12 protein-coding genes and 4 tRNA genes are annotated in these 15,252 nt (G+C 70.5%); 8 read left to right on the top strand and 8 right to left on the bottom strand.

All coding sequences use genetic code 11. The features are described from left to right. Positions 1-20 precede the first annotated feature (20 nt). The 8 genes from B4U46_RS25195 to B4U46_RS25160 form a co-directional block, all read right to left on the bottom strand. Positions 21-92 (bottom strand) — tRNA-Gln (locus tag B4U46_RS25195). Between the two features lie 22 nt (positions 93-114). Further along, positions 115-190, bottom strand: a tRNA-Glu gene (locus tag B4U46_RS25190). A 61-nt stretch (positions 191-251) separates the two neighbouring features. Next, positions 252-324, bottom strand: a tRNA-Glu gene (locus tag B4U46_RS25185). Positions 325-351: 27 nt separating this feature from the next. After that, positions 352-423, bottom strand: a tRNA-Gln gene (locus B4U46_RS25180). An 88-nt stretch (positions 424-511) separates the two neighbouring features. Continuing rightward, on the bottom strand, positions 512-1,240 hold the full coding sequence (locus tag B4U46_RS25175; RefSeq protein ID WP_079429949.1) for an HAD family hydrolase: 729 nt from the start codon (positions 1,238-1,240) through the stop codon (positions 512-514). 168 nt (positions 1,241-1,408) lie between these two features. After that, entirely contained in the window at positions 1,409-2,884 is a 1,476-nt protein-coding gene (gene gltX, locus B4U46_RS25170) for a glutamate--tRNA ligase (protein ID WP_079429948.1), read from the bottom strand. After that, positions 2,877-3,665: a fumarylacetoacetate hydrolase family protein gene (locus tag B4U46_RS25165; protein ID WP_079429947.1), complete on the bottom strand. Its 789-nt coding sequence runs from the start codon at positions 3,663-3,665 to the stop codon at positions 2,877-2,879. The genes gltX and B4U46_RS25165 overlap by 8 nt, the downstream gene beginning before the upstream one ends. A gap of 90 nt (positions 3,666-3,755) precedes the next feature. Continuing rightward, a complete protein-coding gene (locus tag B4U46_RS25160; protein WP_079429946.1) occupies positions 3,756-3,941 on the bottom strand; it encodes a hypothetical protein in 186 nt (61 codons plus the stop codon). A gap of 579 nt (positions 3,942-4,520) precedes the next feature. Between B4U46_RS25160 and B4U46_RS25155 the strand changes: the two genes are divergently transcribed. The 8 genes from B4U46_RS25155 (at position 4,521) to B4U46_RS25120 (ending at position 14,990) form a co-directional block, all read left to right on the top strand. Continuing rightward, positions 4,521-8,330, top strand: coding sequence for a nitrate- and nitrite sensing domain-containing protein (locus tag B4U46_RS25155; protein WP_237293125.1), 3,810 nt, complete (start codon positions 4,521-4,523; stop codon positions 8,328-8,330). A 9-nt stretch (positions 8,331-8,339) separates the two neighbouring features. Next, the gene (locus tag B4U46_RS25150; protein ID WP_311736922.1) at positions 8,340-8,753 is read left to right on the top strand and encodes a roadblock/LC7 domain-containing protein; all 414 of its coding nucleotides are present in this window, start codon (positions 8,340-8,342) and stop codon (positions 8,751-8,753) included. Between the two features lie 151 nt (positions 8,754-8,904). Continuing rightward, on the top strand, positions 8,905-9,297 hold the full coding sequence (locus B4U46_RS25145) for a DUF742 domain-containing protein (RefSeq protein ID WP_045952696.1): 393 nt from the start codon (positions 8,905-8,907) through the stop codon (positions 9,295-9,297). Continuing rightward, complete coding sequence (locus tag B4U46_RS25140; protein WP_079429943.1) at positions 9,278-9,859, top strand: GTP-binding protein; 582 nt, start codon at positions 9,278-9,280, stop codon at positions 9,857-9,859. Before B4U46_RS25145 ends, B4U46_RS25140 begins: the two co-directional genes overlap by 20 nt. 293 nt (positions 9,860-10,152) lie before the next feature. Next, on the top strand, positions 10,153-13,356 hold the full coding sequence (locus B4U46_RS25135; RefSeq protein ID WP_079429942.1) for a nitrate- and nitrite sensing domain-containing protein: 3,204 nt from the start codon (positions 10,153-10,155) through the stop codon (positions 13,354-13,356). A 10-nt stretch (positions 13,357-13,366) separates the two neighbouring features. Then, positions 13,367-13,780 carry a roadblock/LC7 domain-containing protein gene (locus B4U46_RS25130; RefSeq protein WP_079431971.1) on the top strand — a complete coding sequence of 138 codons (414 nt, stop codon included), beginning with the start codon at positions 13,367-13,369 and terminating at the stop codon, positions 13,778-13,780. A 93-nt stretch (positions 13,781-13,873) separates the two neighbouring features. Next, entirely contained in the window at positions 13,874-14,428 is a 555-nt protein-coding gene (locus tag B4U46_RS25125; protein WP_100862805.1) for a DUF742 domain-containing protein, read from the top strand. After that, positions 14,409-14,990, top strand: a complete 582-nt coding sequence (locus tag B4U46_RS25120) for a GTP-binding protein (protein ID WP_079429940.1) — start codon at positions 14,409-14,411, stop codon at positions 14,988-14,990. The genes B4U46_RS25125 and B4U46_RS25120 overlap by 20 nt, the downstream gene beginning before the upstream one ends. Positions 14,991-15,252 lie beyond the last annotated feature (262 nt).

Here is a 15,252-nt window from a genome sequence, read left to right as displayed (position 1 = left end):
AGCTTTACTGCGGTACTGCGCTGGGCTACCAGGACTCGAACCTAGAATAAGGGAACCAGAAACCCTCGTGTTGCCAATTACACTATAGCCCAATGGTCTAGACCAGCCAGACCTTGGTACCCCCGACCGGATTCGAACCGGCGCTACCGCCTTGAGAGGGCGGCGTGCTAGGCCGCTACACAACGGGGGCCCTAGCGATCCTGCATCAAGACCTCCGGGAGCGACCCTGGAGATCCTGCGGGAAGGATCTGTACCCCCGACCGGATTCGAACCGGCGCTACCGCCTTGAGAGGGCGGCGTGCTAGGCCGCTACACAACGGGGGCAAAGCACTGCGTTACTGCTGCACTGCGCTGGGCTACCAGGACTCGAACCTAGAATAAGGGAACCAGAAACCCTCGTGTTGCCAATTACACTATAGCCCACCGAACTTCAAGACCCTGGGGGCCTTTCGTTTGGTTAGCGCCTCCGGTTCCCGGCCTCTCGGCCCGTCTCCCCGGCGCAGAAAGAACATTACCGGATGCCTGACCGTGCTCCAAAACGGGTATCACCGGCCAGCAGCCCGGGGAGCTGTTCGAGCCCCTCGATCCGGTGTACGCCGCCGGGGCCGGGCCCCCGGCCCCCGTCCCGGTCGAGCCAGAAGGCGGTCAGTCCCGCGTCGCGCGCGCCCCGCGCGTCGATCTCCGGCTGGTCCCCCACGTACGCCACCTCGGCCGGGGGCAGCCCGAGGGCGTCGCAGGCGGCGAGGAAGGCGGCGGTGTCGGGCTTGCTGACCCCCAGCTCGGCGGCGCACACCAGCACCTCGAAGCGTTCGCGCAGACCGAGGTGGCGCAGCTTGTGGTCCTGGTTGGCCTCGGAGGAGTTGGAGAGCACCCCGTGCCGGTAGCTCCCGGCGAGGGCGTCCAGGGCGGGCAGGACGTCGGGGAAGAGGGCCCAGGCGGCCTGGTAGTGCCCGAGGTAGCGCTCGAACCAGGCGTCGGCCTCGTCGGCGGTCAGGGCGGGCTCCTCCAGGAACTCCCGTACCCGCTCCTGGCGCTGGCCGAGGAAGGTGACCTCGCCGGCGGCGAAGCGGGCCCAGTGCAGTTCGGTGGCCTTCCGCCACAGGGCCAGGGCCTCGGCCGGGGTCCCGTAGCGCTCGCCGAGCCCTTCGTCGCGCAGGTGCCGCGCCAGACCGGCCGCATCGGCCCCCGTGTAGTCGAAGAGCGTGTCGTCTATGTCCCAGAGCACGGCGCGGATCGGCATACCGGCGAGCCTACGCCCGGGCGGGCGCGCGCGGGGGCGGTACGCGGAACCCGGCCGGGCGGTGAGCCGCGCCACACCGCCGTCGGAGGGGTGTGAGCACTCTCACCGCCCGGGAACGCCGGAGGGGCGGCAGCCGGATCGGCTGCCGCCCCTCCGGGAGGGCGCGGGTCAGGCGGCGAGCTTCGCCAGGGCCGCGTCGATGCGCGCGATCGAGCGCTCCTTGCCCAGGATCTCCAGGGACTCGAAGAGCGGCAGGCCGACGGTGCGGCCGGTGACCGCCACGCGGACCGGCGCCTGGGCCTTGCCGAGCTTGAGGCCGTGGGCCTCGCCGGCGGTCAGGACGGCCTGCTTGAGGGACTCCGGGTCCGACCAGTCGGCGGCGAGCAGGTTCTCCCGGGCCGTGGTCAGCAGGGCCGCGGGCTCGCCCTTCATGGCCTTGTCCCAGGACGCCTGGTCCTCGACGGGCTCCTTGCGGAAGAGGAAGTCCACGTTCGCGGTGATGTCCGAGAGGACCGTCACACGGGTCTGGGCGTGCGGGGCGATCCGCTCCCAGGCGTCGGCGTCGAAGTCCTCGGGCGCCCAGTTGGCGTGCGGGGCCTCCAGCCACGGGGCGCAGGCGTCCGCGAAGGCCTTCGGGGTCAGCCGGCGGATGTGGTCGGCGTTGATCGCCTCGGCCTTCTTCAGGTCGAAGCGGGCCGGGTTGGCGTTGACGCCGTCGATGTCGAACTTCGCCACCATCTCCTCGATCGAGAAGACGTCCTGGTCCTTGGAGAAGGACCAGCCGAGGAGCGAGAGGTAGTTCAGCAGGCCCTCGGGGAGGAAGCCGCGCTCGCGGTAGAGGTTGAGCGAGGACTCGGGGTCGCGCTTGGAGAGCTTCTTGTTGCCCTCGCCCATCACGTACGGCAGGTGGCCGAACTGCGGGGTGCCCTTGGCGACGCCCAGCTCGATCAGCGCCTTGTAGAGGGCGATCTGGCGGGGGGTGGAGGAGAGCAGGTCCTCGCCGCGCAGGACGTGCGTGATCTCCATCAGCGCGTCGTCGACCGGGTTGACCAGCGTGTACAGCGGGGCGCCGTTCGCGCGGACGATGCCGAAGTCCGGCACGTTCTCCGGGGTGAAGGAGAGCTCGCCGCGGACCAGGTCCGTGAAGGTGATGGTCTCGTCGGGCATCCGGAAGCGGACGATCGAGGTGCGGCCCTCGGCCTCGTACGCGGCGACCTGCTCGGCGGTCAGCTCGCGGCAGTGGCCGTCGTAGCCGGAGGGCCTGCCGGCGGCGCGGGCGGCGTCGCGGCGGGTGTCGAGCTCCTCGGTGGTGCAGTAGCAGGAGTAGGCGTAGCCGCCGTCCTGGAGCTTCTGCGCGACGTCCTTGTAGATGTCCATGCGCTCGGACTGCCGGTACGGGGCGTGCGGGCCGCCGACCTCGGGGCCCTCGTCCCAGGTGAAGCCGAGCCAGCGCAGGGAGTCGAGCAGCTGGACGTAGGACTCCTCGGAGTCGCGGGCCGCGTCCGTGTCCTCGATGCGGAAGACGAACGTACCGCCGTGGTGGCGGGCGAACGCCCAGTTGAAGAGGGCGGTGCGGACCAGGCCCACGTGGGGGTTGCCGGTCGGGGAGGGACAGAAACGTACGCGGACGTTCGCGTTAGCCACGCTTGATCACCTTGTTGGTGAGAGTGCCGATGCCTTCGATGGTGACGGCGACCTCGTCGCCGACGTTGAGGGGGCCGACTCCGGCCGGGGTCCCCGTGAGGATGACGTCGCCCGGGAGCAGGGTCATGGCCTCGCTGATGTGCACGACCAGGTCCTCGACGGAGCGGACCATGTCGCTGGTACGGCCGAGCTGGCGCTGTTCGCCGTTGACGGTGCACTGGACCGCCAGGTCGGAGGGGTCCAGGTCGGTCTCGATCCAGGGGCCGAGGGGGCAGGCGCTGTCGAAGCCCTTGGCGCGGGCCCACTGCTTCTCGCGCTGCTGGACGTCGCGGGCGGTGACGTCGTTGGCGCAGGTGTAGCCGAGGATCACGTCCTTGACGCGCTCCTTCGGGACCTCCCGGCACATGCGGCCGATGACCACGGCGAGCTCCGCCTCGTGGTGGACCTCCTGGGAGAAGGAGGGGTAGACGATCGGGTCGCCGGAGCCGACCACCGAGGTGGAGGGCTTGAAGAAGGTGATGGGTGCCTCGGGGAGCTCGTTGCCGAGCTCCGCCGCGTGCTCCGCGTAGTTGCGGCCCACGGCCACGACCTTGTTCGGGAGCACGGGCGGCAGCAGCCGGACCTTGCTCAGCGGGACCTTCGTGCCGGAGAGCTCGAAGTCCGCGAACGGGATGCCCTTGATGATGTCGAGGACGAGCTCGCCTTCGGCGCCGGGGGCAGTGCTGCCCTCGACCGCGCCGAACGCGACGTTGCCGTCGATCGAGAACCTGGCGATGCGCACCTGCTGCGTCTGCCCCTCTTGTGTTTCCGCTGGCTGGAGTCTGCGGACTCCAGGCTAACGCGGTGGGGGCCGGCGCTTCGCGCTCCTTTGTTACTGCGCGGCGGCGACCGGGGCGTCCATGAGGACGGTGCGGCGCGGGTTCGCGGTCTGGGCGGGCAGCTCGACGCGGTGCTCCGGGGTGGCCGGGGCCGCCTGCAGGTCCTCGGCGTCCTTGAGGTGCGCGAGGGTGGTGCGGCGGGGGTTGGCTATGTTGCGGATCATCGACGTCGTCTTCATCGGAGTTTCGGGCCCTCGGCTCGCTGGTGGGGTGTGGGTCGACTGCTGCGCCGGATGTGGCGCCAACCCTTTAACAGGCAAGGCTAAACATCCGAATCCCCGAGTGAACCGGTTGGTAATAGCCACAGCCGTGTGAGTTTGCTCACCAGCGAGCGGGCAATATGGACATAACTGACAGTCAACCGACGTTCACGAAACGGACATTGCGCCACTGAATGCGCCATTCCGCTCCTGATCATCTCGACTGGGACACCTTGCCGGACGCGAGCTTTGATTGGCGTAAGTCCGATTGATCCGCATTGGACTTCCACGTCCCGTAGCCCGGCTGTCACAAGCCGTGACCGGCTCGCCGGGGCGACACGCGCACCTTGTTGGAGATCCCCCACTGTGCTGGAATTCGCGAGACCGCCGCGGGTATCAGCCGGCGCGCAGGTGGCGCAAGAGAGCGCCGAGCGCGGTGGCATCGACAGGGAGACGCGCCGGTCACCGACGACCACCATGGGGCCGTCAGTGCCCCACGACTCGACACCGTTCCGCCGCTCATCCGGCGGGGCGCCTGGTCCAGAGGTTGCGACGCTAGTGCAGGGACGATTCAAGAGGGATGGCAAGGGGTCTCCCCAGGCCCTTCAGGGCCGAGGGGAAGCTGCGGCGGAGCAGGAACCGCCCGGCGGGACCGACCGTGGCGCCTCGCCCCAGCACGCCCCGGGCCGCGGCCCGGCACTCGAAGGGGCGGGGCCCGGCTCCTCCCCCTCGGGCAAGGCCAAGGGCCGCGGGAAGTCCGGAAAGGCCCCCAAGGCCCCGAAGGCCGCGCGCTCCAAGGGCAAGGCCAAGGCCGAGACCGTCGAGCAGGACGAGGCGATACCCAAGGCCCCCAGCTCGGGCTCCCGCCTCGCGATGCAGAACTGGCGCATCAGCACGCGACTGGTGTCGCTGCTGACCCTGCCCGTCGTCGCGGCCACCACCCTCGGTGGCTTCCGCATCAACGACTCGCTCAACGACATCGCCCAGCTGGAGCACATGCAGCTGCTGACGACGATGACCCGGCAGGCCACCAACCTGGCCGCCATGCTCCAGGAGGAGCGGGACAAGTCGGCCGGTCCGATGTCGATCACCAAGGACGGCAAGGCCAACAGCCTCGTCCAGGGTGTGCGCGACCAGACCGACGCCGCCGCCAAGGCCTTCGCCGCCGCGACCGACAAGGTCGACAGCGCGGAGGACAAGGACGAGACCCTCAAGTCGATCCGCAACAACATCCTGCAGATCGGCCGCCAGCTCACCGGCATCGAGGACATCCGCAAAAAGGCGTACATGAACGGCGCCCAGCAGACGGTCACCGAGTACAACGCGCTGATCGTCTCGCTGCTCTCGCTGTCGCAGGACATGGCCCAGGCCACCTCCAACCCGGAGATGATCAAGCGCACCCGCGCCCTGGCCGCCTTCTCCTCCGCCAAGGAGTACGCCTCCATCCAGCGCGCCGTCATCGCCGCCTCCCTCCTGGAGAGCAGCGACAAGCCCGGCAAGCTGGACGAGAACGACCGCCTCTACGGCCTCTCCGCGCTCCGCGGCGAGAGCCAGGCGAAGAAGACCTTCGAACTCGTCTACCAGGGCAAGCCCGAGGAACTCCTCGCGGCGCTCGGCGACGGCAACACCGAGATCGGCAGCGCCGACCACTACGCCCGCCGCGTACTGAGCACCCAGGGACAGTTCCTCAAGGAGAAGAACCGGTCCTGGATGGACTGGTACGACGCGGACGACACCAAGCTCCAGGCCATGAAGGTCATCGAGCTGACCCTGCTCGAGGACATGGAGCAGAAGGCCCGCGAGCTCAAGAACGAGTCGCAGCAGGACGCCATCATCAACGGTGCCCTGATCCTCCTCGTCCTCGGTGTCTCCCTCGTCGGCGCCTTCGTCATGGCCCGGTCCATGATCCGCTCGCTGCGCCGCCTCCAGGACACCGCGACGCGCGTCGCCCAGGACCGTCTGCCCGAGCTCGTCAAGCAGCTCTCGGAGTCGGACCCGCAGGAGGTCGACACCTCCGTGGAGTCGGTCGGCCTGCACACCCGCGACGAGATCGGCCAGGTGGCCGCGGCCTTCGACGACGTGCACCGCGAGGCCGTCCGCCTCGCCGCCGAGCAGGCCCTCCTCCGGGGCAACGTCAACGCGATGTTCACCAACCTCTCGCGCCGCTCCCAGGGCCTCATCCAGCGTCAGCTGTCGCTCATCTCCGAACTGGAGTCGCGCGAGGCCGACCCGGACCAGCTCTCCTCGCTCTTCAAGCTCGACCACCTCGCCACCCGAATGCGGCGTAACGGTGAGAACCTCCTCGTCCTCGCGGGTGAGGAGCCGGGCCGCCGGTGGACCCGCCCCGTCCCGCTCGTCGACGTGCTCCGCGCCGCCGCGTCCGAGGTGGAGCAGTACGAGCGCATCGAGCTGGCGGCGGTGCCCGGCACCGATGTCGCCGGCCGCGTCGTCAACGACCTCGTGCACCTCCTCGCCGAGCTGCTGGAGAACGCCACCTCGTTCTCCTCCCCGCAGACCAAGGTCAAGGTCACCGGTCACGCGCTGCCCGACGGCCGCGTGCTCGTCGAGATCCACGACACCGGTATCGGCCTGTCCCCCGAGGACCTCGCCGCGATCAACGAGCGGCTCGCGTCGCCGCCGACCGTGGACGTCTCCGTCTCCCGCCGCATGGGCCTGTTCGTGGTCGGCCGCCTGTCCCTGCGACACGGCATCCGCATCCAGCTGCGCCCGTCCGACTCGGGCGGTACGACCGCGCTCGTCATGCTCCCGGTGGACGTCGCCCAGGGCGGCAAGAAGCCGGGTCCGGCGGCGGGCCAGGGCGGCCAGGCCGGTGCCCCGGGCGGCCAGGGTGCCCCCGGCGCCCAGGGTCAGGTCCCCGGCACCGGTGCGCGTCCCCCCGTGGGTGCGGGCCAGCAGCGCGGCCAGGTCGGCGGCGGGCAGCGTCCCGCGCTGCCCGGCCAGGGCGGCCCCGCCGGCGCTCCGCAGCAGCGGCCGCAGGGCCAGGGTCCCCGTCCGCAGGGCGGCCCCGCCGCTCCGACGGGGCAGGGCCAGGGCGGCTTCGGCGGTGGTGCTCCGCAGCCCGGCCGCGGCCAGGGCGGCCCCGCCGGTGCTCCGGCCGGCCGGGACAACAACCTCTTCAGCGGTCCGCAGGCCCGTCCCGCGGGCGTGCCCCAGGCCTCCGGCCCGGGTGTCTTCCCGCCCCAGGGCAGCGGCTTCGAGCGTCCGCAGCCGCCCCAGGGCGGTCCGGGCTCCGGCCCGCAGCCCGGGCAGGCCCCGCAGCAGCAGGGCGGCCCCGGTGCCCCCGTCAAGCGCCGGCGTCCGCAGCTTCCGCCGCAGGGCGGCGCCGCGGGGCGGCCGGAGCTCCCGAGCCCGGGCGGTCCGGCCGCCGGGATGCCCCAGGGCACCAGCTGGGGTGCCGGGCAGGCCGGGCAGGAGGCCCCGCGCGGCCACGACGAGCTGTCGGGCCCCGGTTCGACGGCGGAGTTCGCCCGCCCCGCCCTGGACCAGATGCCGGGCAACGCCCCGTACCCGCCGGCCGGCAACTCCACGACCGGCCAGTTCGAGCGCCCCGACGTACGCCGTCCCCAGGACCCGTCCACGACGGGCCAGTTCGAGCGCCCCGGCCTGCGCGGTCCCCAGGACCCGTCCGCCACCGGGCAGTTCGAGCGCCCGCAGCCGGGCGGCTCCCTCGACCCCTCCTCCACGGGCCAGTTCGCCCGCCCGGGCGGCCCCGGTGTCGGCGGGTACGCGGACCAGCAGGGCCAGGGCCGGCAGCCCGGCGGCTACGCTCCCGCGCCGATGCCGGCGCCGCGTCCCGAGGCCCCGCAGCTCCCGCAGGCGTACCAGCCGGAGGCGCTGCCCCCGGCCCCGGCCCAGTCCGGTGGTGACCTGCGCAGTCCGATCTTCGATACGCTGGAGTCGAACTGGTCCGGCCAGAACGGCGGTCCGTCCGCCGGTCAGGCGCCGGCCGTCCCGCAGCAGCCCCAGCAGCAGCCGCTGCCGCAGCGGGGACAGGAGCTCGCGGCCGAGCCCGCCACGGCGGTCACCGGCAGCACGCCGACGGTCAGCTGGCGGACCTCCCCCAACGACGAGCTGATGCGCCAGGCCGAACGCGTGCGCCAGCCCGCGGCCGGCGGGATCACCACTTCGGGGCTCCCCCGTCGGGTGCCGCGGGCCAACCTCGTCGCCGGTACCGCACAGCAGCAGGCCGAGGCCCCGGCCGGGCCGCAGGTGTCGCGCGCCCCGGACGACGTGCGCGGCCGTCTCACCAACCTCCGACGCGGTATCCAGCAGGGACGGCAGGCCGGCGGCTCCGGCCCCGCGACCGGCAGTTACCACATCGACCCCACCTACCAGCAGGAGCGATAGTTGAGCTCGATGAGCCAGGCGGCACAGAACCTGAACTGGTTGATCACCAACTTCGTGGACCACACCCCCGGGGTGTCCCACACCGTGGTGGTCTCCGCCGACGGACTCCTTCTGGCGATGTCCGAAGGTTTCCCCCGTGACCGCGCCGACCAGCTGGCGGCCGTGGCCTCCGGTCTGACCTCGCTGACCGCCGGGGCCTCCCGCATCTTCGAGGGCGGCGCCGTCAACCAGACCGTGGTGGAGATGGACCGGGGATTCCTCTTCCTCATGTCCGTCTCCGACGGTTCCTCGCTGGCCGTCCTGGCGCACCCCGAGTGCGACATCGGCCTCGTCGGCTACGAGATGGCCCTCCTCGTGGACCGCGCCGGCAACGTCCTCACCCCGGACCTGCGCGCGGAGCTCCAGGGAAGCCTGCTCACCTGACACCCTCCTCCCGGCCGGACGGTACTTCCGGCCGGGGGGACCGGGAGCGCCATCCCGGAACCCCAGTACCCCCGAAGGCCGTCATCACGTCCCCCCACCGGCCGCCCCGTCAGACGGCACGCTGACCACTGCTGTCCAGCCCGGAGGATCAATGACCCCGCCCCCCGCCTACCCCGATGCGTACGAAGACTCGTACTCGGAAGGCGACCAGCCGCTGGTACGTCCGTACGCGATGACCGGCGGCCGGACCCGGCCCCGCTACCAGCTCGCCATCGAGGCGCTGGTCAGCACGACGGCCGACCCGATGCACCTGTCCGGCCTGCTGCCGGAGCACCAGCGCATCTGCACCCTGTGCCGCGAGGTGAAGTCGGTCGCCGAGGTCTCCGCGCTGCTGTCGATGCCGCTCGGTGTGGCCCGCATCCTCGTCGCCGACCTGGCGGAGGCCGGCATGGTGGCGATCCACCAGCCGGGCAATGGAGAGGCCGGCGGAACGCCGGACGTAACGCTGCTCGAAAGGGTGCTCAGTGGACTTCGCAAGCTCTAACGGCGGTGCCGCTCGCTCCACCACCTCCGCGAAGATCGTGGTGGCGGGCGGCTTCGGCGTGGGCAAGACCACGTTCGTCGGCGCGGTCTCCGAGATCAACCCCCTGCGCACCGAAGCCGTCATGACCAGCGCCTCGGCCGGCATCGACGACCTCACCCACACCGGTGACAAGACGACCACCACGGTCGCCATGGACTTCGGCCGCATCACCCTGGACCAGGACCTGATCCTGTACCTCTTCGGTACCCCCGGACAGGACCGCTTCTGGTTCATGTGGGACGACCTCGTCCGCGGCGCCATCGGCGCCGTCGTCCTCGTCGACACCCGACGCCTCGCCGACTGCTTCCCCGCCGTCGACTACTTCGAAAACAGCGGCCTGCCCTTCGTCATCGCCCTCAACGGCTTCGACGGACACCAGCCCTACACCCCCGAAGAAGTCCGCGAAGCCCTCCAGATCGGCCCCGACGCCCCCATCATCACCACCGACGCCCGCCACCGCGGCGACGCCAAGAGCGCACTCATCACCCTCGTCGAACACGCCCTCATGGCACGGCTCAAGTAGCAGCCGTTACGAGGCGAATTCGCGGAGGCGGGCTGTGTCATAGAACACGGCCCGCCTCTGGTGTTCATAACGTTTCGACAGAGAATTGCCCTCGGCCGGACACGGCGTGCGTTCGCCCGGTGCCACTGTGCGCACAACTGGCCCCGTTTTTGCCGCAGCTCGCTCTTTATGTCCGGTTTATGTGGGACGTAAGGCTCGTGGAATGGCCGATTCCAACTGTTTGGAACACTGCGCTTCATCGTGCTGGAATTCAACGAACTAGCTAGTAGCACCGCCGAGAGGTTGTTGGTCGAGTGAGGCGAAGCAACTCGAGTCCCGCGGTTGAACCCGCTCGGGGCAACTTCACCCCGCCGCCGCGCGCGGCCATGTCGCCCGTCGACGTGCCCGTGGAACCACCGGCGGGCGGCGGCAGCACGAGCAAGCTCTCGCCCCGCAACTGGCGTGTGCCGACGCGTCTGAACGCCATCCTGCTCGTGCCCGTCCTCGTCGGACTGGTCATGGGCGGCTTCCAGGTGAAGGGCTCGATCGACACCTGGAACGAGGCGAAGGACGCGGAGAAGACGGTCCGCATCGTCCAGGCGGCCGCCGAATACGGCCAGGCCCTCCTCAACGAGCGTGACCTCAGCGCCGAGCCGCTGCTCAAGAACGACCGCGGCAACGAGGCCGTGACGAAGGCCTACGCGGCCACCGACGCGGCCAAGGCCAAGTTCGCCGCCGCCGTCAAGGACATGCCGAAGAAGCAGGGCCTGGAGCGCCGCCTCGAACTCTTCCGCCGGGAGGAGCCGAAGCTGGAGCAGGTCCGCAAGACGGCCTACGCCGTCCCGGAGACCACCAAGAAGAACCTCCCCTCCGCGGCCGGCCCCGTGCCGACCGAAGAGGGCTACGTGCTGGTCCAGCACTACCTGATGCAGTTCTCCAACGAACTGGGCCTGGGCACCGGGAACGTCACCAGTTACGGCCGCATGGTCTACGCGGTCGAGCTGGCCAAGGCGGCCAACTCGCTGCAGCGCTCCATCGGCACGCACCTGCTGGTCCGCCCGAACGAGGACGAGAACGTCCGCAAGGCCCAGCTCGTCGCCTTCTCCTCCTACGCCTACCTCGAGGAAATCGCGGCCGGCGAGTACGTCGCCGCCGGTACCGAAGAGGACACCAAGCGGCTCCAGGAGGTCATGGGCAAGAAGTCCCAGGAGGGCGCCGCCAAGCTCGCCCAGGCCAAGCAGGCCGCCGAGCAGGCCGGTACGCCCTTCAAGGCCCCGCCCGTGGTCAACGGCTCCGCCCTCACCGGCATGACCGAGGCGATAGCCGGCGGCGACAAGCCCGCCAAGCTCGCCCTGATCGGCGTGACCCCGCAGGCCTGGCAGGCCGCCGCCACCGCCAAGTTCGACGGCTACGCCGAGGTCGAGCAGGAGCTGCTCGACAAGGCCGTCAAGGACACCGTCGCCGTCTCCGACAAGGCCCAGCGCGACGCCATCCTGACCGGCGCCATCGTGGTCGTGGCCCTCCTCGCGGCCTTCATCCTGGCCGCGCTGATGGCCCGCCAGATGAGCCGCGCGATGCTGCGCCTGCGCACCTCCGCCTTCGACGTCGCCGAGCAGCGCCTGCCGATGCTCGTCGACCAGCTCTCGCGCACCGACCCGGGCAAGGTCGACACCCGTGTCGAGCCGATCCCGATCAACTCCCAGGACGAGATCGGCGAGGTCGCCCGCGCCTTCGACCAGGTCCACCGGGAAGCGGTCCGGCTCGCCGCCGAGCAGGCCCTCCTGCGGGGCAACGTCAACGCGATCTTCACGAACCTCTCCATGCGCAACCAGTCGCTGATCGAGGGCCAGCTGACCCTCATCACCGACCTGGAGAACAACGAGGCCGACCCGGACCAGCTGGAGAACCTCTTCCGCCTGGACCACCTGGCCACCCGTATGCGCCGCAACGGCGAGAACCTCCTCATCCTCGCGGGTGAGAACCCGGGCCGCCGCTGGGACCAGCCGGTACCCCTCGTCGACGTCCTGCGCGCCGCCTCCTCCGAGGTGGAGCAGTACGAGCGCATCGAGCTGTCGGGCGTCTCCGAGGCCGAGATCCACGGCCAGGCCGTGACCGACCTCGTGCACCTGCTCGCCGAGCTGCTGGAGAACGCCACCACGTTCTCCTCCCCCCAGACCAAGGTCCGGGTCAACGCCACGCGTCTGCCCGACGGCCGCGTGATGATCGAGATCCACGACAAGGGCATCGGTCTCACCGCCGAGGACTTCGCGGACATCAACCACAAGCTGGCCAACCCGCCGACCGTGGACGCCGCGATCTCGCAGCGCATGGGTCTGTTCGTGGTCGGCCGGCTGGCGGACCGCCACAGCATCCGCGTCCAGCTGCGCCCCTCGGGCGAGCAGGCCGGCACCACCTCGCTGGTCATGCTCCCCGACGCCATCACCCACGGTGGCGGTGGCGAGGGCATCCCGGACGACGACTTCACCGTCTCCTCGATCATCCCCGAGCAGCAGGCCCAGCAGGCCGCCCCGCTGCGCACAGCCGCCGAACTCGGCTTCGACGACTCCCGCTACGAGGCCCAGAACGGCCAGGGCGGCGAGCAGAAGCCGGTCGACCCGGTGGTGCGGTCCCTGGGCCGCGAGGAGCGCCGGGCCGCCCTGGAGGCGCAGCTCAACTTCGGGCAGGAGCAGGAGCCCCAGCAGGAGCAGCAGCAGTACTCCGAGGGCTATCCGGAACCCCAGCCCGAGCACGCGTACCAGCCGTACCAGGAGTACGAGCAGCCCTCCGCGCAGGGCTACGAGACCCCGTACGAGGAGCAGGCCCAGCAGCAGTCGTACGAGGCGTTCCCGGAGCAGGGCTACGCTTATCCGGAAGTCGGCTACCAGGACGGCCAGCAGCCCGCGCAGGCGTACGACGGCGGTTACGCTGAGCAGTCACCGCAGGCCGCATGGCCCGAGCAGAACACCTACTCGGAGTCCTACCAGCAGGACTACGGGACCGAATCGGAACCCCCGGCCGCTCCCGAACCGGCCGTGGACCGCGTAGGCTTCGACCGTCCGGGCGCCGCTGCCGACACCGGTCACGCAATGACCGGAGCGGGCCTGCCGCGACGTGGCAGCCAGCAGCAGTGGGGTTCGGGCCAGAAGGAAGCGGAGCCCACCGGTTCCCTCTTCGAGCAGCGGCCGCAGCGACAGCAGCAGCCGGCTGCGCCGAAGGAGGCCCCGGAGGACGTGCCGGCCGGCGGGGGCTGGCGTTCGGCGAACGACGAACGCTGGCAGCAGGCGGGCAAGCTCCGTGAGCCGAAGGCGGGCGGGGTCACCTCGTCCGGTCTCCCTCGGCGGGTGCCCAAGGCCAACCTGGTCGAGGGCGCTGCGGAGACGACCCCGCAGGGCGGCCCCCAGGTCTCCCGCGCCCCGGAGGACGTACGCGGCAGGTTGAGCAACCTGCGCCGCGGTGTCCAGCAGGGACGCAGCGCGGGTTCCGAGCAGTCAAGTAACAGCTATGACCAGGAGCGTTAGTGTGAGCGCGATGAGCCAGGCGGCGCAGAACCTGAACTGGTTGATCACCAACTTCGTGGACAACACCCCCGGGGTGTCCCACACGGTGGTGGTCTCCGCCGACGGCCTGCTGCTGGCGATGTCCGACGGATTCCCGCGCGACCGCGCCGATCAGCTGGCGGCCGTGGCCTCCGGTCTGACCTCGCTGACCGCCGGAGCCTCCCGCATCTTCGAGGGCGGCGCCGTCAACCAGACCGTGGTGGAGATGGACCGTGGGTTCCTCTTCCTCATGTCGGTCTCCGACGGGTCCTCGCTCGCGGTGCTCGCGCACCCCGAGTGCGACATCGGCCTCGTCGGCTACGAGATGGCCCTCCTCGTGGACCGCGCCGGCAACGTCCTCACCCCGGACCTGCGCGCGGAGCTGCAAGGAAGCCTTCTCAACTAGTAATCAGGCAGTGCGTTTCGCGTCATCGCACCGTAGGGTGCGGTGGCGCGGTTCCACAGGGAGTACTGCGTTCTTGGAGTCGGAGGAGGAAACGTGACAACACCCGGAGGACATCCTTATGGCGGCCAGCAGCCGCAGGGTGGGCACGACCAGAACCGCTTCAACTTCCCCTCCGCTCCCAGCCGGCCCATGCCGGAGCAGAACCCCTACGCGCAGCAGCCGTACGGCCAGCCCCAGCAGCCGCAGGCGCCCCACCGGCTTCCCCAGCAGCCCCCTCGGGCCGCGCAGCCGCAGGCTCCCAAGGCGCACAACCCGCTGGTGCGTCCGTACGCGATGACCGGCGGCCGGACCCGGCCGCGCTACCAGCTCGCCATCGAGGCGCTGGTCAGTACCACGGCGGATCCCGCGCGCCTGCAAGGGCAGTTGCCCGAGCACCAGCGCATCTGCCGCCTGTGCCAGGAGATCAAATCCGTCGCGGAGATCTCGGCACTTCTCTCCATTCCTCTTGGTGTCGCCCGCATCCTCGTCGCCGACCTGGCGGAGGCGGGCCTTGTCGCCATTCATCAGCCCGGCGGCGACGAGTCTGCCGGCGGCCAGCCAGATGTGACACTGCTCGAAAGGGTGCTCAGTGGACTTCGCAAGCTCTAACGGCGGAGCGGCTCGCTCCACCACCTCCGCGAAGATCGTGGTGGCGGGCGGCTTCGGCGTGGGCAAGACCACGTTCGTCGGCGCGGTCTCCGAGATCAACCCCCTGCGCACCGAAGCCGTCATGACCAGCGCCTCGGCCGGCATCGACGACCTCACCCACACCGGTGACAAGACGACCACCACGGTCGCCATGGACTTCGGCCGCATCACCCTGGACCAGGACCTGATCCTGTACCTCTTCGGTACCCCCGGACAGGACCGCTTCTGGTTCATGTGGGACGACCTCGTCCGCGGCGCCATCGGCGCCGTCGTCCTCGTCGACACCCGACGCCTCGCCGACTGCTTCCCCGCCGTCGACTACTTCGAAAACAGCGGCCTGCCCTTCGTCATCGCCCTCAACGGCTTCGACGGACACCAGCCCTACACCCCCGAAGAAGTCCGCGAAGCCCTCCAGATCGGCCCCGACGCCCCCATCATCACCACCGACGCCCGCCACCGCGGCGACGCCAAGAGCGCCCTCATCACCCTCGTCGAACACGCCCTCATGGCACGGCTTCGGTAGACCTCGCCCGCCGCACCGGTAACGCCGGGAGTCCGCACGGACTCCCGGCGTCGTCGTTGTGCCCCCGTCGCCTGCTCAGGAAGGCACGGGCCGGCCGGGGACCTCATGACGGGCTGGTGCTGCAGTCCCCCGGCCCCGCCCTGCGGCGCTGCCGGAGCGTCTTCCACGGCGACCTGTCGTACGGCTACTCCCCCAACGGGCGCTGAGTCCGCGGGAAACGACGGACGGCCGCCCGCCGCACCTCGGAAGCGAGGGCGGCGGG

The organism is Streptomyces katrae, assembly GCF_002028425.1.
Lineage (GTDB): Bacteria > Actinomycetota > Actinomycetes > Streptomycetales > Streptomycetaceae > Streptomyces > Streptomyces katrae_A.
This window is presented reverse-complemented; position numbering and strand designations above follow the sequence as displayed.